At 67.2% G+C, this 24789-nt stretch carries 25 protein-coding genes and 6 tRNA genes; 24 read left to right on the top strand and 7 right to left on the bottom strand.

Going from position 1 to position 24789, the window contains the following annotated elements:
* Positions 1-88 precede the first annotated feature (88 nt).
* Entirely contained in the window at positions 89-1888 is a 1800-nt protein-coding gene (locus VI08_RS02170; protein WP_045827882.1) for an aminopeptidase P family protein, read from the bottom strand.
* 85 nt (positions 1889-1973) lie between these two features.
* Between VI08_RS02170 and VI08_RS02165 the strand changes: the two genes are divergently transcribed.
* Genes VI08_RS02165 through truD form a run of 8 tightly spaced genes read left to right on the top strand, consistent with a single transcriptional unit; the run spans position 1974 to position 9321 of the window.
* Complete coding sequence (locus VI08_RS02165) at positions 1974-3653, top strand: CTP synthase (RefSeq protein WP_045827881.1); 1680 nt, start codon at positions 1974-1976, stop codon at positions 3651-3653.
* A gap of 5 nt (positions 3654-3658) precedes the next feature.
* Positions 3659-4045, top strand: coding sequence for a hypothetical protein (locus VI08_RS02160; protein WP_045827880.1), 387 nt, complete (start codon positions 3659-3661; stop codon positions 4043-4045).
* A 10-nt stretch (positions 4046-4055) separates the two neighbouring features.
* Positions 4056-5354: a phosphopyruvate hydratase gene (eno, locus tag VI08_RS02155; RefSeq protein WP_045827879.1), complete on the top strand. Its 1299-nt coding sequence runs from the start codon at positions 4056-4058 to the stop codon at positions 5352-5354.
* Between the two features lie 9 nt (positions 5355-5363).
* Positions 5364-5708: a cell division protein FtsB gene (ftsB, locus tag VI08_RS02150; protein WP_045827878.1), complete on the top strand. Its 345-nt coding sequence runs from the start codon at positions 5364-5366 to the stop codon at positions 5706-5708.
* The gene (gene ispD / locus VI08_RS02145; protein ID WP_045827877.1) at positions 5708-6397 is read left to right on the top strand and encodes a 2-C-methyl-D-erythritol 4-phosphate cytidylyltransferase; all 690 of its coding nucleotides are present in this window, start codon (positions 5708-5710) and stop codon (positions 6395-6397) included. Before ftsB ends, ispD begins: the two co-directional genes overlap by 1 nt.
* Entirely contained in the window at positions 6394-6870 is a 477-nt protein-coding gene (ispF, locus tag VI08_RS02140) for a 2-C-methyl-D-erythritol 2,4-cyclodiphosphate synthase (protein ID WP_045827876.1), read from the top strand. The genes ispD and ispF overlap by 4 nt, the downstream gene beginning before the upstream one ends.
* Positions 6867-8291 carry a magnesium transporter gene (gene mgtE / locus VI08_RS02135; RefSeq protein WP_045827875.1) on the top strand — a complete coding sequence of 475 codons (1425 nt, stop codon included), beginning with the start codon at positions 6867-6869 and terminating at the stop codon, positions 8289-8291. The genes ispF and mgtE overlap by 4 nt, the downstream gene beginning before the upstream one ends.
* A gap of 13 nt (positions 8292-8304) precedes the next feature.
* Entirely contained in the window at positions 8305-9321 is a 1017-nt protein-coding gene (gene truD / locus VI08_RS02130; protein WP_045827874.1) for a tRNA pseudouridine(13) synthase TruD, read from the top strand.
* Between the two features lie 122 nt (positions 9322-9443).
* Here the strand turns inward: truD and VI08_RS02125 are convergent, their stop codons facing one another.
* Positions 9444-9986, bottom strand: coding sequence for a Smr/MutS family protein (locus VI08_RS02125; RefSeq protein ID WP_045827981.1), 543 nt, complete (start codon positions 9984-9986; stop codon positions 9444-9446).
* A 115-nt stretch (positions 9987-10101) separates the two neighbouring features.
* Here VI08_RS02125 and surE point away from each other — a divergent pair, with 115 nt between their 5' ends.
* From surE to VI08_RS02105, 4 genes are read left to right on the top strand one after another with little or no spacing between them, the layout of a single operon-like run.
* The gene (surE, locus tag VI08_RS02120; RefSeq protein WP_045827873.1) at positions 10102-10884 is read left to right on the top strand and encodes a 5'/3'-nucleotidase SurE; all 783 of its coding nucleotides are present in this window, start codon (positions 10102-10104) and stop codon (positions 10882-10884) included.
* Between the two features lie 49 nt (positions 10885-10933).
* The gene (locus VI08_RS02115) at positions 10934-11569 is read left to right on the top strand and encodes a protein-L-isoaspartate(D-aspartate) O-methyltransferase (RefSeq protein ID WP_045827980.1); all 636 of its coding nucleotides are present in this window, start codon (positions 10934-10936) and stop codon (positions 11567-11569) included.
* 29 nt (positions 11570-11598) lie between these two features.
* Positions 11599-12207 carry a YqaA family protein gene (locus VI08_RS02110; RefSeq protein ID WP_045827872.1) on the top strand — a complete coding sequence of 203 codons (609 nt, stop codon included), beginning with the start codon at positions 11599-11601 and terminating at the stop codon, positions 12205-12207.
* 53 nt (positions 12208-12260) lie between these two features.
* Positions 12261-13250 (top strand): peptidoglycan DD-metalloendopeptidase family protein, encoded by a 990-nt coding sequence (locus VI08_RS02105; protein ID WP_157006259.1) that lies wholly within the window; start codon positions 12261-12263, stop codon positions 13248-13250.
* Positions 13251-13352: 102 nt separating this feature from the next.
* Here VI08_RS02105 and panE read toward each other — a convergent pair whose 3' ends face one another.
* Genes panE through yhbY form a run of 3 tightly spaced genes read right to left on the bottom strand, consistent with a single transcriptional unit; the run spans position 13353 to position 14973 of the window.
* Positions 13353-14285 (bottom strand): 2-dehydropantoate 2-reductase, encoded by a 933-nt coding sequence (gene panE / locus VI08_RS02100; protein WP_045827870.1) that lies wholly within the window; start codon positions 14283-14285, stop codon positions 13353-13355.
* A 6-nt stretch (positions 14286-14291) separates the two neighbouring features.
* Positions 14292-14672 carry an Mth938-like domain-containing protein gene (locus VI08_RS02095; protein ID WP_045827869.1) on the bottom strand — a complete coding sequence of 127 codons (381 nt, stop codon included), beginning with the start codon at positions 14670-14672 and terminating at the stop codon, positions 14292-14294.
* Between the two features lie 4 nt (positions 14673-14676).
* A complete protein-coding gene (gene yhbY, locus VI08_RS02090; protein WP_045827868.1) occupies positions 14677-14973 on the bottom strand; it encodes a ribosome assembly RNA-binding protein YhbY in 297 nt (98 codons plus the stop codon).
* 84 nt (positions 14974-15057) lie between these two features.
* Here yhbY and rlmE point away from each other — a divergent pair, with 84 nt between their 5' ends.
* The 9 genes from rlmE (at position 15058) to VI08_RS02045 (ending at position 20327) form a co-directional block, all read left to right on the top strand.
* Entirely contained in the window at positions 15058-15708 is a 651-nt protein-coding gene (gene rlmE / locus VI08_RS02085) for a 23S rRNA (uridine(2552)-2'-O)-methyltransferase RlmE (RefSeq protein ID WP_045827867.1), read from the top strand.
* A complete protein-coding gene (gene ftsH, locus VI08_RS02080; protein WP_198148819.1) occupies positions 15705-17636 on the top strand; it encodes an ATP-dependent zinc metalloprotease FtsH in 1932 nt (643 codons plus the stop codon). The genes rlmE and ftsH overlap by 4 nt, the downstream gene beginning before the upstream one ends.
* A 215-nt stretch (positions 17637-17851) precedes the next feature.
* Positions 17852-17928: transfer RNA gene (locus VI08_RS02075), tRNA-Arg, on the top strand.
* 141 nt (positions 17929-18069) lie between these two features.
* Positions 18070-18146, top strand: a tRNA-Pro gene (locus VI08_RS02070).
* A gap of 24 nt (positions 18147-18170) precedes the next feature.
* A tRNA-Arg gene (locus VI08_RS02065) sits at positions 18171-18247 on the top strand.
* A gap of 13 nt (positions 18248-18260) precedes the next feature.
* Positions 18261-18337: transfer RNA gene (locus VI08_RS02060), tRNA-His, on the top strand.
* A gap of 29 nt (positions 18338-18366) precedes the next feature.
* Positions 18367-18442: transfer RNA gene (locus VI08_RS02055), tRNA-Lys, on the top strand.
* A gap of 103 nt (positions 18443-18545) precedes the next feature.
* Entirely contained in the window at positions 18546-20189 is a 1644-nt protein-coding gene (locus VI08_RS02050) for a phosphoethanolamine transferase (RefSeq protein WP_045827866.1), read from the top strand.
* Positions 20190-20242: 53 nt separating this feature from the next.
* Positions 20243-20327: transfer RNA gene (locus VI08_RS02045), tRNA-Leu, on the top strand.
* A 52-nt stretch (positions 20328-20379) separates the two neighbouring features.
* Here VI08_RS02045 and VI08_RS21945 read toward each other — a convergent pair.
* The gene (locus VI08_RS21945; protein WP_232309423.1) at positions 20380-20523 is read right to left on the bottom strand and encodes a hypothetical protein; all 144 of its coding nucleotides are present in this window, start codon (positions 20521-20523) and stop codon (positions 20380-20382) included.
* 157 nt (positions 20524-20680) lie between these two features.
* Complete coding sequence (locus VI08_RS02040) at positions 20681-22069, bottom strand: MFS transporter (RefSeq protein ID WP_045827865.1); 1389 nt, start codon at positions 22067-22069, stop codon at positions 20681-20683.
* Positions 22070-22143: 74 nt separating this feature from the next.
* Here VI08_RS02040 and soxR point away from each other — a divergent pair, with 74 nt between their 5' ends.
* The 3 genes from soxR (at position 22144) to clpP (ending at position 24742) form a co-directional block, all read left to right on the top strand.
* On the top strand, positions 22144-22596 hold the full coding sequence (soxR, locus tag VI08_RS02035; protein ID WP_198148817.1) for a redox-sensitive transcriptional activator SoxR: 453 nt from the start codon (positions 22144-22146) through the stop codon (positions 22594-22596).
* 173 nt (positions 22597-22769) lie between these two features.
* Positions 22770-24062, top strand: coding sequence for a trigger factor (gene tig / locus VI08_RS02030; RefSeq protein ID WP_045827864.1), 1293 nt, complete (start codon positions 22770-22772; stop codon positions 24060-24062).
* Between the two features lie 53 nt (positions 24063-24115).
* Positions 24116-24742 carry an ATP-dependent Clp endopeptidase proteolytic subunit ClpP gene (gene clpP, locus VI08_RS02025; protein WP_428992125.1) on the top strand — a complete coding sequence of 209 codons (627 nt, stop codon included), beginning with the start codon at positions 24116-24118 and terminating at the stop codon, positions 24740-24742.
* Positions 24743-24789: the final 47 nt, after the last annotated feature.

Genomic DNA, 24789 nt, shown 5'->3' with positions numbered 1-24789 from the left:
CAAGTCTCGCAGGTCGCTGTATCAACGAACGAGACAGGCTCTTGTAGGAGCGCGCTTGCGCGCGATCGCGCGCAAGCGCGCTCCTACATTAGGGGAGGGGTGCGCAGTGCCATTCGAGCCACGCGCGGTCGTCGCCGTCGAGCAAGGGCGACAGCGCGGCCCGCACGGTGGCGTGGTAGTCGTCGAGCCAGGCACGCTCCGACGGCTCTAGCAGGCGCGGCTCAAGGCCGCGGCGGTCGAAGGGGCACAGGGTGAGCGTCTCGAAGGCGTAGAACTCGCCGAACTCGGTCTGGTCGGCCTGGGTCACCACCGCGAGGTTCTCGTGGCGGATGCCATACCGGCCAGGCTTGTACAGGCCCGGCTCGATGGAGGTGATCATGCCCGGCTCGAGCGCTACCAGGGCACCGCCGGCCACGGGCGGGCGGATACCGTGCGGGCCTTCGTGCACATTAAGGAAATAGCCCACGCCATGGCCGGTGCCGTGGCCGAAGTCCATGCCGGCGGCCCAAAGCGGGGCGCGGGCCAGGGCATCGAGCTGCGGGCCGCTGGCGCCCTTGGGGAAACGGGCGCGGCTGAGGGCGATCATGCCCTTCAGCACAAGGGTGGAATCACGGCGCTGCTCGTCGGTGACCGGCCCCAGGGCCAGTACGCGGGTAATGTCGGTGGTGCCGCCGAGGTACTGGCCGCCCGAGTCGATGAGCAGCAGGCCCTTGGCTGCCAGCGGGCTGAAACCGGCCTCGGTAGCGCGGTAATGCGGCAGGGCGCCGTTGGCCTGGTAACCGGCGATGGTGGAGAAGCTTTCGCCCACGAACCCGTCCTGGGCAGCGCGGGCCTCGCGCACGATGGTGTCCACGTCCAGCTCGGTGAGCGGCTCGCCGGCGGTGACGCCCGCTTCGATGCGGCGGAACGCCCGGGCCAGCGCGGCGCCGTCGCGGCGCATGGCGTGGCGGATGTGTTCCAGCTCCTCGGCCGTCTTCCGCGCCTTGGCCGCGGTGGACGGTGCCGGGCCGCGCAGCTGCTTCACGCCGGCGGGCAGGCCCTCGAGGACGGCGACCACGACTTTGCCCGGGTCGAACAGCAGGGCGGCCCCATCGGGCAGCGCGGCGAGGGCCGACGCGGCGGTGTTGTAGTCGGCGGTGGCGACGCCGTCGGCGGCCAGGGCGGTCTTGACCGGGCCCGGCAGCTTGGCCCCGTCGATGAACAGCGTGGCGCGGCCGTCTTCCACCAGCAGGTGGGCCAGGAACACGGGGTTGTAGTCGACGTCGGCGCCGCGCAGGTTGGTGAGCCAGGCGATGTCGTCGAGGCTGGAGATGAAGTGATGGGTAGCCCCGGCACGGCGCATGGCGGTGCGCACGTGCTGGAGCTTGTCGGCGCGGCTGACCGGGGCGTACGGCCCTTCATGGGCGAAGACGGGGGCGGCGGGGCGCACGGGCCGGTCGGCCCAGGCGGCGCCCGGCAGGTCGATATCGGTGCGCAGCGTGGCGCCGCCGGCCTGCAGGCGCTGGGCGAGGCCCTCGGCACCGGCCACGGAGACGCTGTCGCCGGCGACGGCCACCGTATCGCCCTCGCGCAGCTCCGCGGCCAGCCAGGCCACGTGCTCGGGCGTGTGCGCCACGTTCAGCTTCATCAGCGGCAGCCCGCTGCCGGCCAGCTCGGCCTCGGCCTGGGCGAAATAGCGGGAATCGGTCCACAGGCCGCCGCCCCTGGCGGTGACGACCAGGGTGCCCGCCGAACCGGTGAACCCCGAGAACCACTCCCGGGCCTGCCAGCGGGGCGGCAGGTATTCGGAAAGGTGCGGGTCGGCCGTGGGGACGACGACGGCGGCGACGCCTTCGCGGGCCATGGCGGCGCGGAGGGCTTCGAGGCGGGCGGGGATGGGTGTGCTCATGTGCCCCATGTTAAGCGTTAAGGCAACCCCTCGCGAGCGGCCCGGCACTCGGGTAAAATACCGATTTCCAGCACTGGCTGCTCGCATGACTCCCCTGATTTTCGTCACCGGCGGTGTGGTGTCTTCCCTTGGGAAAGGCATCGCAGCGGCGTCGCTTGCGTCCATCCTCGAGGCGCGTGGTCTGTCCGTGACCATGATGAAGCTCGACCCCTACATCAACGTCGACCCGGGCACCATGAGCCCGTTCCAGCACGGCGAGGTGTATGTCACCGACGACGGCGCGGAGACCGACCTCGACCTGGGCCATTACGAGCGCTTCGTCCGCACGCGCCTCACCGGCAAGAACTCCATCACCGCCGGCAAGATCTACGAATCGGTCATCCGCAAGGAGCGCCGCGGCGATTACCTCGGCGCCACCGTGCAGGTCATCCCGCACATCACCGACGAGATCAAGCACTCCATCCATGAGGCCACCCGTGGCTTCGACGTTGCCCTGGTGGAAATCGGCGGCACCGTCGGCGATATCGAGTCGCTGCCCTTCCTCGAGGCCATCCGCCAGCTGCGCATCGAGCATGGCCCGGAGAAGTGCATGTTCGTGCACCTCACCCTGGTGCCTTTCATCAAGGCCGCGGGCGAGATCAAGACCAAGCCCACCCAGCACTCGGTGAAGGAACTGCGCAGCATCGGTATCCAGCCCGACGTGCTGCTGTGCCGCTGCGAAGAGCCGCTGCCCGATGGCGAGCGCCACAAGATCGCGCTGTTCACCAACGTGCCGAAGAACGCCGTCATCAGCACCATCGATGTCGACGTCATCTACAAGCTGCCCATGTGGCTGCACGAGCAGGGCCTCGACGACCTCGTCATCAAGCGCCTCGGCCTCGACGCCGGCCCGGCCGACCTCTCCAGCTGGCTGCGCACGGTCGAGGCCGTCGAGCACCCGCGCGATGAAGTCACCGTGGCCATCGTCGGCAAGTACGTCGAGCACAAGGACGCCTACAAGTCGCTTGGCGAAGCCTTGCGCCACGGCGGCATCAAGCAGTCCACCCGCGTCACGCTCGACTGGATCGATTCCGAGGACGTCGAGGCCCGCGGCGCGAAGGCCGTGCTCGGCCACGCCGACGCCATCCTGGTGCCGGGCGGCTTTGGCAAGCGCGGCTTCGAGGGCAAGATCCAGGCGGCGCAGTTCGCCCGCGAAAGCGGCATCCCGTACTTCGGCATCTGCTACGGCATGCACGCCGCCGTGGTCGAGTTCGCGCGCAACACCGCCGGCCTGAAGCAGGCCGATTCGAGCGAAAACGACCGCAACACGCCCGACCCGGTCATCGGCCTCATCACCGAGTGGACCACCGCTTCGGGTGAAGTCGAACAGCGCAGCGAGCGGTCCGACCTGGGCGGCACCATGCGCCTGGGTGCGCAGGAGTGCCGCCTGAAGGCCGGCACGCTGGCCCGCGACCTCTACGGCGAGGACGTGGTGCGCGAGCGCCACCGCCACCGCTACGAGTTCAACAACCGCTACCGCCAGTCGTTCGAGGATCTCGGCCTCGTCATCTCCGGCAAATCCATGGATGATCTGCTGGTGGAAGTGGTGGAGCTGCCGCGCAGCGTGCATCCGTGGTACCTCGGCTGCCAGGCGCATCCGGAGTTCACCTCCACGCCGCGCGAGGGCCACCCGCTCTTCATCGGCTTCGTCACCGCCGCGCGCGAGTACAAGGCCGTGCGCGATGGCGAGAAGCTGGCCACGCGCTCCGCAGAGTCGGCGGCGTAGCGCGCATGGCCGAACGCACCGAGGCTACGGCGGCAGGCATCCCTGCCCAGCGTGCGGCGTCCCTGCCGCAGTCGGGCCTCGGCATCGCGTCGTTTGTCGTCGCGCTGGTCTCAGGCGTCGCCATCCTCGGGGCCATCGTGCTTTCGGCCCTGCTGGTCGCGGGTGGCGGCGATAACGCCGACCACCTGCCGCTGTTCGGCCTCATCGGCCTCGTCCTTATTTTTTTCCTGCTCATGGCGCTGGTCGGCACCGTGCTGGCGCTGGTGGCCTTGCGCCGCCAGGATCGCCGCCGCACGTTCGCCGCCATCGGCCTGGGGCTCAACGTTTTCATCCTGCTTGGTACCGGCGCCATGATGCTGATCGGTACCGTGCTTCGTCATTCCAACTCGTAACGGGAAGCGCATGACCACGTCCATCACCAAAATCCACGCCCGCGAAATCCTCGACTCCCGCGGCAACCCCACCCTCGAAGCCGAGGTCACCCTCGCCGACGGCTCGTTCGGCCGCGCGGCCGTGCCCAGCGGCGCCTCCACCGGCACGCGCGAAGCCGTGGAACTGCGCGACGGCGACAAGGGCCGCTATGGCGGCAAGGGCGTCACCAAGGCGGTGGGCAACGTCAACACCACCATCGCCAAGGCGCTCGCCGGCTTCGACGCCGCCGACCAGAAGGGCCTGGACGACAAGCTCATCGCCCTTGATGGCACCGACAACAAGGGCAACCTTGGCGCCAACGCGCTGCTGGGCGTTTCCATGGCGGCCGCGCATGCCGTGGCCGCGTCGAAGAAGCAGCCGCTGTGGCAGTACCTCATTGTCGATGGCGGTGGTTCGCTACCCGTGCCGATGATGAACATCATCAACGGCGGCGCGCACGCCGATAACAACGTCGACGTGCAGGAATTCATGGTGCTGCCGGTCGGCGCGCCTTCGTTCGCCGAGGCACTGCGCCACGGCGCCGAGATCTTCCACGCGCTGAAGTCGGTGCTGAAGGGCCGTGGCCTCAACACCTCGGTGGGCGATGAAGGCGGCTTCGCGCCGAACCTGAAGTCGAACGTCGAAGCGCTCGACACGATCCTCGAAGCCGTCAACAAGGCGGGTTTCAAGGTCGGCAGCGACATCCTGCTCGGCCTCGACGTGGCCAGCTCGGAGTTCTTCAAGAACGGCAAGTACGACCTCGAAGGCGAGGGCAAGGTGTTCACGCCGGAACAGTGGGTCGACACGCTGGCCTCGTGGGCGAAGCAGTACCCCATCGTCACCATCGAGGACGGCATGGCCGAAGGCGACTGGGACGGCTGGGCGCACCTCACCAAGGTGGTCGACGGCGGCATCCAGTTGGTGGGCGACGACCTGTTCGTCACCAACCCGAAAATCTTCCAGGAAGGCATCGACAAGAAGATCGCCAACGCCATCCTCATCAAGGTGAACCAGATCGGCACGCTGTCCGAGACGCTCGAAGCCATCGCCATGGCCGACCGCGCGAAGTACGCCGCCATCGTGTCGCACCGCTCGGGTGAGACCGAAGACACCACCATCTCGGATATCGCCGTGGCCACCACGGCCACGCAGATCAAGACCGGCTCGCTGTGCCGCACCGATCGCGTCGCCAAGTACAACCAGCTGCTGCGCATCGAGGAAGCCCTCGGCGCGAAGGCGACGTACGCCGGCCGCAACGCGTTCCCCAACCTCAGCAAGCTCCCGGGCTAAAGAGGCACCGTGAGCAACGCGGCACTCCTGCGCTGGGTCGGGCTCGTCCTGGTCGTCATCCTCATCGCGCTGCAGCTGAAGCTGTGGGTCGGCGGTGGGGGCATGGCCGAGGTCGATTCGCTGCGCGTCTCGGTCAAGAAACAGACCGACGAGAACGCGGGCCTGCAGAAGCGCAACGAGGCGCTGGCGGCGGACGTGGAAGACCTCAAGCATGGCGAGCAGGCCACCGAAGCGCGCGCGCGCCAGGAGCTGGGCCTGATCAAGCCGGGCGAGACCTTCTACCAGGTGGTGGAGCCGGGGGCCGCGACCAGCGCGCCGCCGCCTCCGCCGCCCGTGACCGCCGGCGGCCAGTAATGGACGCGTTGTGGTGCGTGATACCGGCCGCCGGCAAGGGCGTCCGGGCCGGCGGCGACCGGCCGAAGCAATACCAGCACGTGGCCGGCCGGCCACTGCTGGACCACACACTCGAACGCCTGGCCATGCACCCGCTGGTGGCTGGGCTCATGGTGGTCATCGCGGCGGACGATACGCACTTCGCCGCCGTGGACCACGTCAACGGCAAGCCGCTGCTCACCACCGTGGGCGGCAGCGAGCGCAGCCATTCCGTGCTGGCCGGCATCGAGGCCTTGCCGGCCTCCGTCGCGGCCGCTGCGTTCGTGCTGGTGCATGACGCGGCACGCCCCTGCGTGCGCGCCGATGACATCACGCGGCTGGTGACGCTGGCGGGGCAGGGCGAGGGCGGTATTTTGGGCGCGCCGCTGCGCGATACGTTGAAGCGCGCCGACGCCGATGGGCACAGCGCCGGCACCGAGCCGCGCGACGGCCGGTGGCGGGCGTTCACCCCACAGATGTTCCGGCGCGAAGCGCTGGCGCGTGCACTCCGCCTTGCCGCCGGGGCCGGTATCGTCGTCAGCGACGAGGCCATGGCTATCGAGCGGGCAGGCGGCAAGCCGCTGCTGGTCGAGGGCGCGGAAGACAATATCAAGGTCACCACGCCCGCGGATTTCGCGCTGGCGGAGTTCCTGCTCGGGAGGACAAGATGATTCGCATCGGACAGGGATTCGACGTACATGCCTTTGGTGAAGGCGACCACGTCATGCTTGGCGGCGTGCGCGTGGCGCATACGCAGGGCGTGCTGGCGCATTCCGACGGCGACGTGGTGCTGCACGCGTTGTGCGACGCCTTGCTGGGCTCGCTGGCGCTGGGTGATATCGGCAAGCATTTCCCGCCGTCGGATGAGCAGTGGCGCGGCGCTGATAGCCGCGCCTTCGTGCGTGCCGTGCGTGGCCTGATGCTCGAGCGCGGCTACGTGCTCGGCAATGCCGATGTCACCGTCATCTGCGAGGCGCCCAAGGTGCTGCCGCACGCCGACGCCATGCGCGCGAACATCGCCGCCGACCTGGGCGTCGACATAGACCGGGTCAGCATCAAGGCCACCACGACGGAAACCCTGGGCTTCACCGGCCGCCGCGAGGGCATCGCCGCGCTGGCCAGCGTGCTGGTGCAGCCCGCGTGAGCGAAGCCAGCACCCGCACCCCGGCGCCGCGCGTGCAGGATCGCCTCGAGGCGATCAACGACCTGCTGCGCCGGCGCGAGGCGCTGGTCGACGGTGAGTCGCCGCCCGGTGGCGACGCCGTCACGCTCGAGCGCATCGACGCCGACCTGCAGGCAAGGCTCGATGGCCTGCACCCGGCCGACCTGGCCGACGTGCTCGAATCGCTGCCCCTCGAGGAGCGCCTCGCGGTGTGGCAGCGCGTCCGCAGCGACCGCGATGGCGAGATCCTGCTGGAAGTCTCCGATTCGGTCCGCGAATCGCTTATCGCGGACATGGACGACAGCGAGATCCTGGCGGCCGTCGAGCCGCTGGATGCCGACGAGCTGGCCGACCTGGTCGACGACCTGCCCACCGAGGTGCTGCCGGAACTGATGGCCAGCCTCGACGCGCAGGAGCGCGAGCGCGTGCAGGCGGCCATGTCGTACGAGGACGACCAGGTCGGCGCGTTGATGGATTTCGACATGGTCACCATCCGCGAGGACATCAGCCTCGAGGTGGTGCTGCGCTACCTGCGCCGCTTCGAGGAGCTGCCCGCGCAGACCGACAAGCTGTTCGTCGTGAACGCCGAGCATGTGCTTACCGGCGTGCTGCCGCTGCACTGGCTGCTGGTGAACCCGCCGGAAAAGATGGTGCACGAGATCATGGCCCCGGACGTCAACACGTTCCGGCCCGAGGACGATGCGTACGACGTGGCGCAGGCCTTCGAGCGCTACGACCTCGTTACCGCGCCGGTCGTCGACGCGCACATGCGCCTCATCGGCCGCATCGCCGTCGATGCCATGATCGATTTCATCCGCGAGGAGGGCGAGGCCGAGGCGTTGTCGCGCGGCGGCCTGCGCGAAGAGGAAGACATCTTCGCCTCGGTGTGGAAATCGGTGCAGAACCGCTGGGCGTGGCTGGCCACCAACCTTGTCACCGCGTTCATCGCCTCGCGCGTCATCGGCCTCTTCGAGCATTCCATCGAGAAGCTGGTGGCGCTCGCTGCGCTCATGCCCATCGTTGCTGGCATTGGCGGTAACTCGGGCAACCAGACCATCACCATGATCGTCCGCGCCATGGCGCTGGAGCAGGTGAACGTGGCGCAGGCGGGCCGCCTGTGGCGCAAGGAGCTGGGCGTGGCGCTGATCAATGGCCTGCTATGGGGCACGGTCATCGGCGTGGTGGCGTGGCTGCTCTACGGCAGCGTATCGCTGGGCATCGTCATGACGGCCGCCATGACCCTCAACCTGCTGCTTGCCGCGTTCATGGGCGTGGGCATCCCGATGCTGATGGTGAAGCTCGGCCGCGACCCGGCGCTCGGTTCCAGCGTGCTCATCACCGCCATGACCGATAGCGGCGGCTTCTTCATCTTCCTGGGCCTGGCCACCCTGTTCCTGCTGTAAGGCACCACCACCTATGAGCGACAACGACCTTCCGTTTGCGTTTGGCGCGCCCCCGCTGCGCGCCCGCCTGCGCAGCCAGGCAGAGGATTTCTTCGTCGAAGAGATCCTGGGCTATGAGGCCGACGGTGCCGGCGAGCACGCGTTCCTGCAAGTGGAAAAGCGCGGCGCCAACACCGACTGGGTGGCGCGCGAGGTCGCGAAATTCGCTGGTATCGCGCCGATGAACGTGGGCTACGCAGGCATGAAGGATCGCCACGCCGTCACCCGCCAGGTCTTCACCGTGCAGTTGCCGGGCAAGGCCGACCCGGATTGGGCGGCGTTCCCGCACCCGGAGGTAACGCTCACGGCCCTGGGCCGGCATTCGCGCAAGATCAAGCGTGGCGCGCTGCGTGGCAACCGCTTCGTCCTGGTGCTGCGCGAGGTCGACGGTGACCGCGCCGCGGCCGAGGCCCGGCTGGCGGCGATCGCCGCGCGCGGCGTGCCCAACTACTTCGGCGAGCAGCGGTTCGGCCTGGGCGGCAACAACGTCGAGCAGGCGCGGGCGATGTTCAAGGGCCGGCGTGTCGATCGCGACAAGCGCTCCATCCTTCTTTCCGCCGCGCGCTCGCATATCTTCAACGGCGTGCTGGCCGAGCGCGTGGCTGCCGGCACGTGGGACGCGGGCATGGATGGCGAGATCTGGGGCCTCGACGGCTCCCGCTCGTGGTTCGGGCCCGAAGCCTTCAACGACACGCTGGCCGAGCGCCTCGCTCGCTTCGATATCCACCCCACGGGGCCGCTGTGGGGTAGTGGCGCTACGCCTGCGGGCGGGGACGTGGCGGAACTGGAGACCGCCGTGGCCGCGCGCGACGAAGACCTTGCCACTGGCCTGGCCGGCGCACGCATGGACCACGAGCGCCGCGCGCTGCGCCTCAAGCCCGCCGACTTCGCCTGGCGCTGGCTTGACGATGGTGCGCTGGAAGTGAGCTTCGCGCTGCCCGCGGGCGCCTACGCAACCACGGTGATCCGCGAACTCGCGGCCACGGCGTAACGCGGCTCGCATTTTGTAGGAGCCGGCTCGCCGGCGACATCTTTCGCGATAACGCCGCAGGGTCTGCTGCGTTTGGGCGAGAGATGTCGCGCGCAAGCGCGCTCCTGCAGAAGAGGCCAGGCCTAAGCCTTGAGCAGGACCACCACCGCCCCGGTGCCACCCTGCATCGGCCGCGCGGAGGCAAATGCCACCACGTCGTCACGACGCCGCAGCAACTTATCGGTGAGGCCCTTCAGCACGGGCCCGGCCGCTTTCGAGCGCAAGCCCTTGCCGTGGATGATGCGGACGCAACGGATGCCATCGCGGTGGCACTCGGCCAGGAACTCGCCGATGGTGAGCTGCGCGGCCGCGGCGTTCATCTGGTGGAGGTCCACGTCCGCCTGGATGCTGAACTGCCCGCGCTTGAGCTGCTTCAGCAGCTTGGGCGGGTAGCCGTCGCGCAGGTAGGAAAGCTCCTCGCCCACTTCGAGATCCGCCGGGTCGTAGTCGAAGAGCATGGAATCGGCGGCCACGGCGGCTTCGTCGGCATCGCGCATGGCGGGCACGGGGGCAGGGCGGGGCCGTTCAGGTACCACCTCGGCGGCCACCATGGGCCGTACGTCGCCGATCGCCTCGCGGAACAGGCGGCTATCGTCGTCGTGCACCGAGGGGCTGCGTCGTTTCATGACATCCATCCTAGCCGGTTCCGGTGAATCCCGCGCCTTGGTCCGGTAGACTTGGGCGTCGCGCGGCCCACCGTCTACATAGGGCCGCCAGCCCCGTTTTTCGATCTGGATCAGCATGCAAGTTCTGGTTAGCAACGACGACGGCGTGGAGGCCCCGGGCATCCGGGTGCTTGCCGAGCGTCTTGCCGGGTTTGGCACCGTCACCGTGGTCGCGCCTGATCGCGACCGTTCCGGCGCCAGCAACTCACTCACCCTCGATGCGCCCATCCGGGTGCAGCGCATGGACGATGGCCGCTACCGCGTCGCTGGCACGCCCACCGATTGCGTGCACCTCGCGCTCTCCGGGCTGCTCCACCACGATATCGACATCGTCGTCTCGGGCATCAACAACTGCGCCAACCTGGGCGATGACGTCATCTATTCCGGCACCGTCTCCGCCGCCATGGAGGGCCGCTTCCTTGGCCTGCCCGCCATCGCGGTCTCGCTGGTGACGAAGGAGGGCTCCGCCCGGCATTTCGAGTCCGCGGCCGCCGCCGTGCTCATGCTGGTGCGACGCCTTGTCGTCGATCCACTCCCGGCCGATACCATCCTCAACGTCAACGTGCCCGATCTGCCCTGGCACGAGATCCGCGGCTTCGAAGTCACCCGCCTCGGCAAGCGCCACCGTTCAGCCCCGGCCATCCGCACCGAAGACCCGCGTGGCCGGGCCATGTGGTGGATCGGCCCACCGGGCAAGGTCGAGGACGAAGGCCCCGGCACCGATTTCAACGCGGTCGGCCGCGGCTTCGTGTCGGTGACACCCATCCACACCGATCTCACGCGCTTCCAGGCCCTCGAAAAGGTGAGCAGCTGGATGCTCTCGCTTTCCGAAGCGATGCCTGGCGAGGAGGCGGCCTGACGTGGTGAACCTGCACGCCCTGCCGCCGTCGGCGCTGCGCGGCGAGGGCATGACCTCGCAACGCGCCCGCGACCGCCTCGCCGCCAGGCTCGCCGAGGAGGGCATCCGCGACGAGCGTGTCCTCGAGGTCATCCGCCAGTTGCCGCGCCACCACTTCATCGACCAGGCACTGCATTCGCGCGCCTACGAGAACAACGCGCTGCCCATTGGCCACGGCCAGACCATCTCGCAGCCGTGGATCGTCGCCCGCATGACCGAGGCCCTCATCGAGCATGGCGTGCCCGGCCGCGTGCTGGAGATCGGCACGGGGTCCGGCTACCAGGCGGCCGTGCTCGCCGGCATCGTGCCCACGGTGTACACGGTAGAGCGCATCGAGGAGCTTCTTCGCCAGGCGCGCCGCCGTTTTCGCCAGCTGGGTATCGAAAACCTGCGTTCGCGGCACGACGACGGCAAGCTGGGCTGGCCGTCCGATGCACCGTTCGACGGCATCATCCTTACCGCCGCCGGCGATCGCATCCCGCTGCAGCTGCTCGACCAGCTGAAGCCGGGCGGCGTGCTCGTGGCGCCCGTGGGCAGCCCCAGCCAGCAAGTGCTGGTGCGGTTGCGCAAGGACGAAAACGGCGAGGTCACCCGCGAAGAACTTGGCGCGGTGAGCTTCGTCCCCCTCCTGGGCGGCATCGGTTGATGCGCCCGCCATCCACGGGAGCCCGCTGAATGCGGTTGTTCGGATCCCTCTACGAGCGTGCCATCACCTGGGCACGCCACCGCCATGCCGTGCGCTACCTCGCCGGCCTGTCGTTCGCCGAAGCCTTCATCTTCCCCATCATGCCCGAGGTGATGCTCGCGCCCATGATGCTGGCGGAGCCGCGCAAGGCCTTCCGCTACGCGAACTGGAGCCTGCTGTTCTCGCTGCTTGGCTCCCTGGTGGGTTATGCGCTGGGCCATTACGCCTACGAGGCGCTCAAACCGGCGCTCGAATCGCTGCACCTGCTCGCGCACATCGAGGAAGGCGTCGCCTCCCTGCGCGAGGACATGAACAAGCACGCGCTGGGCCTTTACATCGTGCTGGCCATGGCCGCGCTGCAGCCCGTGGTGCCCATGAAGTTCGTCACCTGGGCCTCGGGCATCGTGGGCGTGCCGCTCCTGCCGTTCCTCATCTGCATGGTCATTGGCCGCGGCAAGCGCGTCTGGCTGCTGGCCCTGTTGGTCCGCATTTTCGGCGAACGGGCCGAACAGATGCTACGCAAACACATCGAGTGGATAGGTTGGGCTGTTATCGTAGCCATCATCCTCCTGGCTGCCTGGTGGTTCCTGCTGCGATGAGCGACCGAGAAAGGAAACCCGCAATCCGCTTGCTTCGCCCGCTGGGCGTGGCCATGGCCACCGGCCTGGTCCTCGCCGGCTGTGGCGATCTCGACCCCACCCGCCATTCCGTCGTGGTCACGCGGCCGAACGGCTACGTACCGTCGGCATCGTCCTCGCCGCATGCCATGTCGCCTACGCCCGCGCCGCCGGGGGGCAGCTACAAAGTGGTGAAGGGCGATACCCTTTACAGCATCGCGTTCCGCAACAAGGTCGATTACCGCGACCTTGCCAAGTGGAACAACATCGATTCGAACTATTCGATCTGGCCGGGGCAGGATCTGCGCCTGTCGCCGCCGGGCAATGCGGCGCCACCCCCGGCCACGCATGCCGCGCCCGTCGTGGCTACCGTCCCACCGCCGGCAGGCCACCCGGCAACGCCGCCGCCCGGGGCGCCGCCGCCGCAGCCGGTGGCCGTGCCGGCTGCCAAGCCTGGCTTCCAGAGCGTCACCGATGCCGCGCCGGCGCCGGCCACCACGACGAATACCCCGGTGGTCGTCGCGGGTAAGCCGGCCGAGTCGATCGTGCCGCCGCCTGCGCCGCCGACGGCCCCGCCGGCCGCCGCGCCGCCCCCGGTCGAGAACCCGGCGGCGTCAACACCGATCATCGCCAGTGGCGCCACGCGCAATGCGGGCGGCATCACCTGGCGCTGGCCCGCGGATGGCACGCTCATCAAGCGCTTCTCGTCAGGCGATGCCATCCCCGGCATCGAGGTGGGTGGCAAGTCGGGCGACCCGGTGCGTGCCGCCGCCGATGGCGTCGTCGTCTATAGCGGCAATGGCCTCGTCGGCTACGGCGAGCTCGTCATCATCAAGCACAGCGACAGCTTCCTCTCCGCCTACGGCCATAACCGCAAGCGCCTGGTGAAAGAGGGTGAGAAGGTGAAGGCGGGCCAGACCGTCGCCGAAATGGGTTCGTCGGGCGCCACGCGCGATGAACTGCAGTTCCAGATCCGCCGCGATGGCAACCCGGTCGATCCGCTGCAGTACCTGCCGCCTAAGTAGGAGCGCACTCTGTGCGCGACGCCGTTCGCGATCGCGCAACAGGATCCCAGGCGCCTTGCGAGTAGCTGTCGCCCACGGGGTGGGCTCCTACATCGTGCCGTGTCAGCCTCGCGCTTTCCGCGCCTCAAACGCCTGCAAATGCGCCCAAGCCGTCTCCAGCATCGGCGCCTTGATGCCCTGTGCGTGCGCGCGGCGCAGCATGTCGCCGACGATGTGGTCGGCCTCGATCTGCTGGCCGGATTCCAGGTCGCGCAGCATCGACGCCGTGAGCGGCGAGCCTTCCTGGGTCAGCACCTTCCACGCCATGCCCCGCGCCTGGTCGGGCACCGGCTGGCCCGACGCGCGGGCCACGGCGAGGCATTCGTCGTAGAGCTGTTCAATGAGGCGGCGGCCGTCGTCCGTGCCCACGATGTCGCCGATGCTGGCGCGGAACAGGCAGGTGCCGCCAGCGAGCGCGGTGAGGAAGGTGAACTTCGCCCAGAGATCGCGGGTGATGTCGGTGGCGTGCACGTGGTCGACGTTCGCCGCGGCGAACGCGCTGGCCAATGCCTGGCAGCGCCCGCCGTGCGGCTCGCCATCACGCTCGCCGAACGTCACCGAGGCACCGTTGCCGTAATGGACGACCTCGCCCGCCGGGCCCTTGCCGGCGCTGATGACGCACATGCCACCAACGACACGGGCGGCCCCGAAGCGGGCATCGAGGACGGGGTAATGCGCAAGGCCGTTGAGGATGGGCAGAACGGCGGTGTGCTCGCCCACCGCCGCGTCGATGTCCTCGATGGCGGAATGCAGGTCATAGGCCTTGCACGCAAGGAGTACCACGTCGAACGGGCCGGCGGCGCCGACCGTATCCTTCGTGACGTGCTTCACTGGTAGGGTGGCGTCGCCGAACGGGCTGCGGATGACCAGGCCATTCGCCTCAAGTACCGCGGCGCGGGCCGGCCGGACGAGGAACGTGACATCGACGCCGGCCTGGGCGAGACGCCCGCCGAAGTAGCCGCCGGTGCCACCGGCGCCGAGGACCAGGATGCGCATGGGTATCTAGCCTTGACTGGGCAGGATGAAGGCGGCCAGCACCCGGCGGCCTTCGCCCGAGAGCAGGCTGTAGGTGCGGGCGGCCGAGCCACTGGTCATGGCTTCGACGCCGATGCCCCGGCGCAGGAAGCCCGCCATGACCTCGGCGGGGGGGAATACCTGGCGCTCGCCCGTACCGACGATGACGATCTCGGGCTTCAGCGCCGCGATGGTCTCCACGTCGGCGAGACTCATCTGGCTGGCATCGGTCACGGGCCAGTCCTCCACCACCTGTTCGGGCGTGAGCAGCAGGCTGGCGTGGAAATCGCGATCGACGATGGTCACCGTGCTGGCGCTGACGCGGCGCACGAAGAGGTATTCGCCAGGGCGGTCGAGGGTGAGGTCCATGGGCTTACCGGGGCAGGGCGAGCTTCGGATCCTGTTCGTTGCGGCGGAACAGGACCACGACGTGGCCAATCTCCTGGACGGTTTCGGCACCGGTGTGGCCGGTGAGGAACGCCACCTGGGCCTGGCGTTCTTCCTTGTCGCCACCCGAGAGCTTCACCTTGACCAGCTCATGCTGGTCGAGGGCATTGCCCAGTTCCTTGGCCACGGCCTCGGTGGCGCCCTTGGCGCCGAGCAGGATCACCGGGGACAGGTCGTGCGCCAGGCTGCGGAGGTAGCGGCGCTGCGTAGGGGAGAGCGACATTGCGTTCAGGTTCGATTCGCTGGGGAGAGGCCCCAAAGGGTATCATGCGAGGCCATATCTCTTCTTTTTCTGGCGAAACTGCCCATGGCACGTAGCAAGAGCAGCTCCCGCTGGCTTAAGGAGCATTTCGACGATCCGTACGTGAAACGGGCCCAGGCCGAGGGCATGCGCTCGCGTGCCGTCTTCAAGCTCGAAGAGGTTCTTGAGAAAGATCGCCTCATCAAGCCGGGTATGACCATCGTCGACCTGGGCGCGGCACCGGGTGGCTGGTCGCAGCTGGCCCGCCAGCGGCTGGGGGAGTCGGGCAAGGTCATCGCGCTCGATATCCTGCCCATGGTCGGCCTGTCGGGCGTCGACTTCATGCAGGGCGATTTCCGTGAAGAAACCGTGCTGCGCGAGCTCGAAAGCATGCTGGGTGGCCAGAAGGTCGATCTTGTCCTGTCCGATATGGCCCCCAATATGTCGGGTGTGGCCCTCGCGGACCAGATCCGTGCCATGGATCTGTGCGACCTCGCCCGGCAGTTCGCCCTCGACTGGCTGACGCCCGGCGGCTCGTTCCTGGTGAAACTGTTCCAGGGGGCCGGTTTCGACGATTACCTAAAGAACTTGCGCGCTGACTTCAGTCGCGTGACGATGCGTAAACCGAAGGCCTCCCGCGCGCGTTCGCGAGAGGTCTATGCGCTGGCGACCGGCCTGAAATCCGCGTCCCGGCAACCTGGCGAGAACCGCGCATGAATGAGATGGCTAAAAACCTGTTGCTCTGGCTGATCATCGCGGTGGTCCTCCTGACCGTGTTCCAGACCTTCAACCCCCACAGCGGCGCGTCGCAGGACATGTCCTACACGGCGTTCGCCCAGCAGGTGGATAACGGCAACGTCGCGAGTGGCACCATCACGTCGTCGGCACCGCCCACCATCACGGGCAAGCTGAAGGATGGCGGCAGCTACCGCACCGTGGTGCCGGTGGTGGGCCTGTCCACCAGCGACCTGGTCAAGCAGATGCGCGACAAGGGCGTCGAGCTGCGCCAGGAGCCGGCCGATAACGGCTTCTCGCTCATCGGGCTGTTGTTCAACTGGCTGCCCATCATCATCTTCGTCGCCGTGCTCATCTGGTTCATGCGCCAGATGCAGGCGGGCTCCGGCGGCCGCGGCGCCATGAGCTTCGGCCGCTCGCGCGCCAAGCTGCAGGGCGAGGACCAGGTCAAGGTCAACTTCACCGACGTCGCGGGCTGCGATGAGGCGAAGGAAGAAGTGGGCGAACTGGTCGAGTTCCTCCGCGACCCGGGCAAGTTCCAGAAGCTGGGCGGGAAAATCCCCCGCGGCGTGCTCATGGTCGGCCCCCCGGGTACCGGCAAGACCCTGCTGGCCAAGGCCATCGCAGGCGAAGCCAAGGTGCCGTTCTTCTCGATCTCCGGTTCCGACTTCGTCGAAATGTTCGTCGGCGTCGGCGCCAGCCGCGTGCGCGATATGTTCGAGCAGGCCAAGAAACACGCGCCGTGCATCATCTTCATCGACGAAATCGACGCGGTCGGCCGCCATCGTGGCGCTGGCATGGGCGGCGGCCACGATGAGCGCGAGCAGACCCTGAACCAGTTGCTGGTCGAGATGGACGGCTTCGAGGGTACCGAGGGCATCATCGTCATCGCCGCCACCAATCGTCCGGACGTGCTCGATCCGGCGCTGCTGCGCCCAGGCCGTTTCGATCGCCAGGTGGTCGTGGGCCTGCCGGACGTCAAGGGCCGCGAGCAGATCCTCAAGGTGCACATGCGCAAGGTGCCGACCGCCGCCGATGTCGATGCGATGACCATCGCGCGCGGCACGCCTGGTTTCTCCGGCGCCGACCTGGCCAACCTCGTCAACGAGGCCGCCCTGTTCGCCGCCCGCGAGAACGCCCGCGAGGTGCGCATGAGCCACATGGACCGCGCCCGCGACAAGATCCTCATGGGCGCGGAACGCCGCTCCATGGCCATGAACGACGAAGAAAAGAAACTCACGGCGTACCACGAGGCCGGCCACGCCATCATCGGCCGCCTGGTGCCGGAGCACGATCCGGTCTACAAGGTCACCATCATTCCGCGTGGCCGGGCCCTGGGCGTCACCATGTACCTGCCCGAGGGCGACCGGTACAGCATGAACAAGGTGGCGATCGAATCGCAGCTGGCGTCGCTTTACGGCGGCCGCGTGGCGGAAGAGATCATCTTCGGTGCCGACAAGATCACCACGGGCGCCTCGAACGACATCGAGCGCGCCACGAAGATGGCCCGCAACATGGCCACCAAGTGGGGCCTCTCCGATGAACTCGGCCCGGTGATGTACGGCGAGGAAGAGGACGAGGTGTTCATCGGCCGCTCGGTGACGCAGCACAAGAGCGTCTCCAACGAGACCGCGCGCAAGATCGATGAAGTGGTGCGCACCATCCTTGATCGCGCCTACGCGCGCAGCAAGGACCTCCTCACCACCAACATCGACAAGCTGCACATCATGGCCGAGGCGCTGCTGCAGTACGAAACGATCGACGCGCGGCAGATCGACGACATCATGAACGGCCGTGAGCCGGGCCCCCCGGCCGACTGGCAGAAGCCGGGCTCCACGCCCCCACCGCCGCCACGTGGCGACGCCGGCTCGGCGCCCGACAAGGTGGGCAAGCCGGCCACGCAGCTCTAAGAGAAAAAAGGCGGCCCCCGGGCCGCTTTTTTTTTGCAGGCTCAAACCCCGCTGCGACAAGCATTTAGCCGTCCATTCGGCCCGACTGTTACCGTTGCGAGAAAAAAAGTTTCAGAAAAGTGTTGACGCACACCCTCGATATCTGAATAATTCCGCTTCTCGGCACGGCGGTAACGCTTCACAGCGGTCTCCACCGGGTCAAAGGTTTTCAGTGTGCGCCCGTAGCTCAGTTGGATAGAGTACCAGGCTACGAACTTGGTGGTCGGGAGTTCGAATCTCTCCGGGCGCACCATTTTTTAAGTGATCGTCGATGTGTGGTTGGGTCGATGGCGGTAGTTGAAAGTGTGGTGTGTTCATACGGATTGACGGGCTAGGCTTTGACCCGTAGCATCTGAAAGCTTCACCAGGCAGTATCGGTGGTGCTTCAAGGTTTCGGGGTATAGCTCAGTCTGGTAGAGCGCCAGCTTTGGGAGCTGGATGTCGGGGGTTCGAATCCCTCTGCCCCGACCAATTGGTGCTCTGCGTACAGTGCCTGCGCCTGTAGCTCAACCGGATAGAGCATCGGCCTTCTAAGCCGACGGTTGCAGGTTCGATTCCTGTCGGGCGCGCCAGTTAAGGTTTATGGTGGGCGTAGCTCAGTTGGTTAGAGTACCGGATTGTGATTCCGGATGTCGTGGGTTCGAATCCCATCGTCCACCCCACTTAAAGCGTCATACAATTTAAGTTTTACGGGCCGTTAGCTCAGTTGGTAGAGCAGTTGACTCTTAATCAATTGGTCGTAAGTTCGAATCTTACACGGCCCACCAATTGGAACAGGCACTTAGAGAAATCTAAGTGCCTTTTTCTTTTGCCCGGATAATCGGCGGCAATGCACGAATTAGCTGGGTGCGCGTAGGAGCCCAGGAATCGATGCGTAACGCTCTGCCCATTCGCCGCGCGAGGCGAGCCATCCCCGCGTGGATGCTCGGCGCCCTCGTCGCCGTTTACCTCCTTGCCATCCTCAACCGCAGCCTGTGGGGCGAAGTGCATCAGGCGCTTGCCGCGTCGCAGGGCATCGCTGGCTGGTGGGTGCTTGGCATCACCGTCTGCTGCCGCCTGGTCGGCAACCTGGTGCTTACCCTGGCGCTGGTCACGTGGCCGCGTATTGGCAAGCCCCTGCTGGCCATCCTTGTCCTCGTCGCTGCCGCCAGCGCGTTCTATGCATCGACGTTTGGCGTGCGCCTCAACGAGGAAATCATCCAGAGCATCTTCGAGACGCAGTGGACCGAGGCCCGCCAGCTTCTCACCCTCGGTTCGGTCGCCTGGATCACTGCCTTCGGCGTGCTGCCTGCGCTGCTTATCCTGTTCGTGCCCGTGCGGTTCACGCCGGGCTGGCGTGGCCTGGGCTGGCGTGCCGCGACCATCGCGGGGGCCGTCATCCTCATGACGGTGCCGGCGAACCTCGCCGGCCGCAACTATGTCTATTTCGAGCGCAACCATCGCGGCATGTACGAGGTATTCAACCCGTACGCAGCGCTGAGCGGCACGTTCCACTACCTGCAGCACGATGTGTTCCGCAAGAAGGCGACGATGACGCCCATCGGCACCGACGCCACGCTGGCGCCCAGCGCCGCCATGGCGGCGCGCAAGCGCGTGGTGGTGCTCGTGGTGGGCGAGACGGCGCGTGCGGAGAACCAGTCACTGCAGGGCTATGGGCGCGAGACCAATCCCGAGATGAAGCGGGAAGGGGCCATCTACTTCAGCGATGCGTGGTCGTGCGGCACGGCGACGACGGTGTCGGTGCCGTGCATGTTCTCGAACCTCACGCGCGCGAAGTTCGACAAGCCGCTGGCCAAGTCACGCTGGAATGCCCTGGATATCCTGCAGCATGCGGGCGTCGATGTGTTTTGGCATGACAACGACGAAGGCTGCAAGGACATGTGCGCGCGCGTGCCGCACGACGACCTGACCGACGCGAAGGTGCCTGGGCTGTGCGATGCCAGCGGGTGCGTCGACGAGGTGCTCGTGCACGACCTGCCGGCACGCCTGGCCGCCATGAAATCACCCGCGCTGCTGGTGCTGCACATACGCGGCAGCCACGGCCCGGCGTACTACCAGCGCTACCCGGCGGCGTTCAATGTCTTCAAGCCCGGGTGTGAAACGGCGGAGGTGCAGACCTGCACCTACGAGCAGACCGTGGCGAGCTACGACAACACCATCCTCTACACCGACCATATCCTGGGCGAGGTGGTCGCGGCACTGAAGGCCACCCCCGACGTCGACAGCGTGATGATGTATCTATCCGACCACGGCGAATCGCTGGGCGAGAACGACATCTACCTGCACGGCGCGGACTGGGATACAGGCCCCTCGCAGCAGAAGCACATCCCCATGCTGATGTGGCTTTCGCCGGGCTGGGTGCGCGATAGCGGGGTGAGCCTCGAGTGCATGGCCCAGCGCCGTACGCAGCCGGCCAGCCAGGACAACCTGTTCCATACCCTCCTGGGGTTCTTCGACACCCGGACGACGGTCTACCAGGCCGGGATGGACCTGCTGGCGGGGTGCCGGAGCTAAGGTATCCGCGCCGCTGGACCGGAGGCCACGTGGCCTCCTAAAATGCGCCCTGCGCGAGAGTGGCGGAATTGGTAGACGCACCAGATTTAGGTTCTGGCGGGGCAACCCGTGCGGGTTCGAGTCCCGCCTTTCGCACCAAAAAAAAGAGAAAGCCCCAGGACCTATGGTGCCGGGGCTTTTTTCTTTGGCGCTAAAAAACAGCGCCCATCAACTTCACGAAGCCAACCGCGGCAGCGAACAAGCCGGCCGTGGCGACGAACGGATACCAGCGCGCCTCGGCGTTGATCTTCGCCGTCTCGGCCATGAGTTTGTTGATCTCGCTGCGCACTTTCATGAGCTCAGTGGGCGACATCGGTTTCCTCGTTGCTTCCATGGATCCTCCTAGCGTATCAGCGCGGCATGGCAGGTGAAGTGCAGCCACACGTTACGCAAGCAACGCTGGGTCCCACAGTCGACGTCGCCCGACCGTCTGCGTAAGGCTTTTCCCTTTTTTAAAGCGCAGAAGGCGTATTCGTGCGTCGCGCCACCACCGTCGCAAGCAACGCAAGCACGACGGTGATCGCGAAGTTCGCACCAAACGCCATCGTCTGCGACGCGTTGAGCAAAGCCGCAAACAACGAGCCGCCAATGGCGAGCGTGGATGCGACGGCGAGTGATTCGCACAGTTGCAGCGCCGAGGCATTCGTGCCTTGCTCATGCGGTGCGGACAGGGATAGTGCGAGCGCCGATACCGTGCCGTAGACCATGCCGATGCCGAGGCCTGTCGTGAGCCACCCAAGCACCGCGATGGGAACTGGCGTCACGGCGAATGTCGCGAGGCCGGCGATGATCGTTCCGACGACCATCAGGCCCGTGCCGCGGATGAGCAGCGCCTGGCGCGAGATCGTCGCAAGGTGGCCCTGGTACCACGAGCCCGAGAACCAGCCGATGGCGCCGACGCTGATGGCCAGGCCGGACCAAACCGGCGACAGGCCGTGTTGCCGCGAGAACGCGAGCGGGAGGAAGGCCTCCGCACCGAAAAAGGCGGACGCGACGAGGCCACGCAGGCCGATGACCGCCGGCAGCCCGCGCGCGGCGCGCAACGTGCCGGGCGGGAGCAGTCGGCGACCACAGAAGACCAGCGCTGCCAGGGCAGGGACAAGCATCGGCACGGCACGCCAGCTATGTTCCTGGCCGGCCAGGAACAGCACGCATGCGCCGATGGACGCACCCACCGCATTGAGCATCCGCCCCGGGCGGTCGTCGGCGTGCCCCGACGGCGGATCGAGCGAGCGGAGGGCGCCGCGGAGGCCGAGCGCCGCGGGCAAGGCGAGCAGGGGCACGCCGAGGAACACCCAGCGCCAGCCGAAGTGCTCGACGATGAGGCCGCTGATCGCGGGGCCGACGAGCGCCGGCACCACCCAGCCCGCCGAAAACGACGCGAACACGCGCGGACGGAGGTGCTCGGGATAAAGGCGGCCGACGATGACATAGAGCGCGGGCGAGAGCAGGCCGGCGCCAAGACCCTGGATCAGCCGCCCGACAAGTAACAGGGCCATTGTGTGGGCGAAGCCCGCGACGAGCAGGCCCCCCACGAAACCGACCAGGCCAAGCCACATGGCAGGCGCGGGACCGCGGCGGTCGCTCATGCGGCCGGAGATCACCATGCCGATGACGCTGGTGGCCAGTACGCCGCCAAAGGCGAGGGCGTAGATGCGCAGGCCGTCGAGTTCCCTCGCCACCGTGGGCATGGCCGTGGTGACGGCCAGCGCCTCGAAGGCGATGAGGGACATCAGGGCCACCATGCCAAGCGTGGCGGCGCGATAGCGGGGAGCGAGGATGCCGTCGGTGGGGGAGGCCGCGGCGTTGAGGAGGTTGGGGTCGGACGTGCCCACGTTCATGATCGATCCTTGGGGGAGGGGAGTGTCGCACGCTTGCGCGCACGGCCCGGAGCGGGCAGGATCCAACCTGAACCATGGTTGAGGTCAAGCGGATGCGCGAGTTGAGCGTGGGCGAAGTGGCGAAACGCGCTGGCGTGGCCGTGTCGGCACTCCACTTCTATGAGCGCAAGGGGCTTATCCAGAGCCTGCGTACCGCCGGCAACCAGCGCCGGTACGCCAGCGACGTGCTGCGGCGGGTCGCGGTCATCCGCGTGGCCCAGCGGGTGGGGATTCCCCTCGAAGCGGTCAGGCAGGGCCTGGCAAGCCTTCCCGAAGGCCGTACGCCGGGCCGGGAGGACTGGGCGGCCCTGTCCGCGCGCTGGCGCCAGGATCTCGACGAGCGCATCGCTCATCTCACCAACCTGCGCGACCGGCTGGGCGACTGCATCGGTTGCGGGTGCCTTTCGCTATCGGCCTGCGCGCTCACCAATCCGGGCGATTCGCTGGCCTCGGAAGGCGGCGGCCCCCGGCGCTGGGCAGCGGCTTAGGCCCTGTTGCGGGGGTGTGACGGCAAAACGTAGAATGGGCAGTCATTTGCGAGGTTTTTCGCCAGACCGGCCCGGCCGGGGTGGGGCCAGGCGCTCGCAGTGAATCCCTTGTTTTCGGTCAAGGCGGCGGATGCCGCCATCGCGCCGCGTCGGCGGCGGTTTCAGGAGAGGTCATGCAGGTTTCGGTTGAGAATGTCGGCAAGCTCGGGCGCAAGCTCACGGTGAAGTTCCCGGCCGAGCGCCTGGAGGCGCAGGTCTCCGAGCGCATCGCGGAAATGGGTCGCACGGTTCGCCTCAAGGGTTTCCGTCCGGGCAAGGTGCCCACCGCCGTCATCAAGCAGCGCTTCGGCGCGCAGGTGCGTGGCGAAGCCCTTTCCGACCTCATCGGCTCCACCCTGCGTGATGCCGTGAACCAGGAAAAGCTGCAGCCGATCGCCAACCCGTCGGTCGATACCACGGGCAACGCCGTCGACGGCGAGATCGCCTACACCGCCACGTTCGAGGTCATGCCGGAGTTCCCGGCCATCGATGTCGCCGCGCTCGAGATCGCCCGCCCCAAGGCCGAGGTGAAGGACGCCGACATCGACAAGATGATCGAAACCCTCCGTACGCAGCGCCGCAGCTTCGACGAAGTGGCCCGCGCCTCGCAGGAGGGCGATTTCGTCATGTTCGAGTACGCCGCCGAGTCGGGCGACTACCGCTTCCCGGCCGAGGGCCTGGAGCGCGCCGGCAGCGTCATCGGCTCGGGCACGCTGTTCAAGGCGCTCGACGACGCCCTCACCGGCCGTACCGCGGGCGACGACCTGGTCCAGGACGTGGCCTTCCCGGAAGACTTCCGCAACCCGGAGCTCGCCGGCAAGACCGCCAAGGTCACCTTCAAGATCATCAAGGTGCAGGAGCCGAACCTCCCGGCCGTCGATAACGACTTCATCCAGCTGTTCGGCGTCGCCGATGGCAACATCGACACGTTCCGCCAGGAAGTGCGCAACAACCTCGAGCGCGAGCTCAAGGCCACGCTCATGGCCCGCCTCAAGTCCGAGGTGGCCGAGAAGCTGGCTGGCGCCTACCCCGGGCTGGACGTGCCCGACCTGATGGCCAACGCCGAGGCCCAGAGCCTGGCGGCCGGCAACCTGCCGCGCGGCCAGCAGCCGTCGCCCGAGATGGTGGCCCAGGCCCTGCCGTTCGCGAAGCAGCGCGTCATCGCCGCCCTGCTCATGGGCGAGATCGCCCGCAAGAACGAGCTCCGCCTCGACCGCAAGCGCATGGGCGAGATGCTGTCGGCGATTGCCTCCACCTATGAAGAGCCGGAAAAGGTCATTGAGTTGTATAACAGTGACCCCCAACTGATGCAGGGACTGCAGAACCGCGTGATGGAAGACCAGGTGGCCGAGTGGGTGGCGGATAACGCCAAGGCCACCGACCAGGAGCTGAGCTTCGACGAGGTGATGCGACCGGTCGGCGCGTAAGGCGCCGGCCACTGTAACAACCGGGCCCCATACGAAGGAGAGACCGCATGTCCATGGCTCCGATCCAGAACCTCAACCTGGTGCCCATCGTCGTCGAACAGACCTCGCGCGGCGAGCGTTCGTACGACATTTACTCGCGCCTCCTCAAGGAGCGCGTCATTTTCGCGGTGGGCCCGGTCGACGACTACATGGCCAACGTGATCGTGGCGCAGCTCCTGTTCCTTGAATCGGAGAACCCGGACAAGGACATCAACCTGTACATCAACAGCCCCGGTGGCTCCGTCACCGCGGGCATGGCCATCTACGACACCATGCAGTTCGTCAAGCCCGATGTCAGCACCATGTGCATCGGCCAGGCGGCCTCCATGGGCGCGCTGCTGCTGGCGGCCGGTGCGGCCGGCAAGCGTTATTCGCTGCCGCACTCGCGCATCATGATCCACCAGCCGTGGGCGGGCGGTATTTCCGGCCAGGCCACCGACATCGAGATCCACGCCCGTGAAATTCTCACGATGCGTGAGCGTCTCAACGCTATCCTGGCGCACCACAGCGGCAAGTCGGTCGACGACATCGCCCGCGATACCGAGCGCGACCGCTTCATGAGCGGTGCCGAAGCGCAGGCCTATGGCCTGATCGACTCGGTCCTGGACAGGCGCACGGTCGATACCGTCCGTTCGGCTTGATCAGTCATTTTGCTTGTGAAAACCGGCACTTCGCCCCGGGTTCCCGG

The sequence above is a fragment of the Luteibacter yeojuensis genome, from assembly GCF_000964085.1.
Classification (GTDB): Bacteria; Pseudomonadota; Gammaproteobacteria; order Xanthomonadales; family Rhodanobacteraceae; genus Luteibacter; species Luteibacter yeojuensis_A.
This window is presented reverse-complemented; position numbering and strand designations above follow the sequence as displayed.

What these genes read in the sequence shown, in the direction of transcription:
- VI08_RS02160 (WP_045827880.1), top strand. Translation starts at nt 3,659, where the DNA reads ATGGCCGAACGCACCGAGGCTACGGCGGCAGGCATCCCTGCCCAGCGT.
- VI08_RS21945 (WP_232309423.1), bottom strand. Translation starts at nt 20,523, where the DNA reads ATGAAAGTGCGCAGCGAGATCAACAAACTCATGGCCGAGACGGCGAAG.
- rlmE (WP_045827867.1), top strand. Translation starts at nt 15,058, where the DNA reads ATGGCACGTAGCAAGAGCAGCTCCCGCTGGCTTAAGGAGCATTTCGAC.
- VI08_RS02125 (WP_045827981.1), bottom strand. Translation starts at nt 9,986, where the DNA reads ATGAAACGACGCAGCCCCTCGGTGCACGACGACGATAGCCGCCTGTTC.
- clpP (WP_428992125.1), top strand. Translation starts at nt 24,116, where the DNA reads ATGGCTCCGATCCAGAACCTCAACCTGGTGCCCATCGTCGTCGAACAG.
- panE (WP_045827870.1), bottom strand. Translation starts at nt 14,285, where the DNA reads ATGCGCATCCTGGTCCTCGGCGCCGGTGGCACCGGCGGCTACTTCGGC.
- eno (WP_045827879.1), top strand. Translation starts at nt 4,056, where the DNA reads ATGACCACGTCCATCACCAAAATCCACGCCCGCGAAATCCTCGACTCC.
- VI08_RS02050 (WP_045827866.1), top strand. Translation starts at nt 18,546, where the DNA reads ATGCGTAACGCTCTGCCCATTCGCCGCGCGAGGCGAGCCATCCCCGCG.
- ispD (WP_045827877.1), top strand. Translation starts at nt 5,708, where the DNA reads ATGGACGCGTTGTGGTGCGTGATACCGGCCGCCGGCAAGGGCGTCCGG.
- truD (WP_045827874.1), top strand. Translation starts at nt 8,305, where the DNA reads ATGAGCGACAACGACCTTCCGTTTGCGTTTGGCGCGCCCCCGCTGCGC.
- ispF (WP_045827876.1), top strand. Translation starts at nt 6,394, where the DNA reads ATGATTCGCATCGGACAGGGATTCGACGTACATGCCTTTGGTGAAGGC.
- VI08_RS02165 (WP_045827881.1), top strand. Translation starts at nt 1,974, where the DNA reads ATGACTCCCCTGATTTTCGTCACCGGCGGTGTGGTGTCTTCCCTTGGG.
- yhbY (WP_045827868.1), bottom strand. Translation starts at nt 14,973, where the DNA reads ATGTCGCTCTCCCCTACGCAGCGCCGCTACCTCCGCAGCCTGGCGCAC.
- VI08_RS02170 (WP_045827882.1), bottom strand. Translation starts at nt 1,888, where the DNA reads ATGAGCACACCCATCCCCGCCCGCCTCGAAGCCCTCCGCGCCGCCATG.
- VI08_RS02095 (WP_045827869.1), bottom strand. Translation starts at nt 14,672, where the DNA reads ATGGACCTCACCCTCGACCGCCCTGGCGAATACCTCTTCGTGCGCCGC.
- VI08_RS02110 (WP_045827872.1), top strand. Translation starts at nt 11,599, where the DNA reads ATGCGGTTGTTCGGATCCCTCTACGAGCGTGCCATCACCTGGGCACGC.
- VI08_RS02115 (WP_045827980.1), top strand. Translation starts at nt 10,934, where the DNA reads ATGACCTCGCAACGCGCCCGCGACCGCCTCGCCGCCAGGCTCGCCGAG.
- ftsH (WP_198148819.1), top strand. Translation starts at nt 15,705, where the DNA reads ATGAATGAGATGGCTAAAAACCTGTTGCTCTGGCTGATCATCGCGGTG.
- tig (WP_045827864.1), top strand. Translation starts at nt 22,770, where the DNA reads ATGCAGGTTTCGGTTGAGAATGTCGGCAAGCTCGGGCGCAAGCTCACG.
- VI08_RS02105 (WP_157006259.1), top strand. Translation starts at nt 12,261, where the DNA reads ATGGCCACCGGCCTGGTCCTCGCCGGCTGTGGCGATCTCGACCCCACC.
- VI08_RS02040 (WP_045827865.1), bottom strand. Translation starts at nt 22,069, where the DNA reads ATGAACGTGGGCACGTCCGACCCCAACCTCCTCAACGCCGCGGCCTCC.
- soxR (WP_198148817.1), top strand. Translation starts at nt 22,144, where the DNA reads ATGGTTGAGGTCAAGCGGATGCGCGAGTTGAGCGTGGGCGAAGTGGCG.
- surE (WP_045827873.1), top strand. Translation starts at nt 10,102, where the DNA reads ATGCAAGTTCTGGTTAGCAACGACGACGGCGTGGAGGCCCCGGGCATC.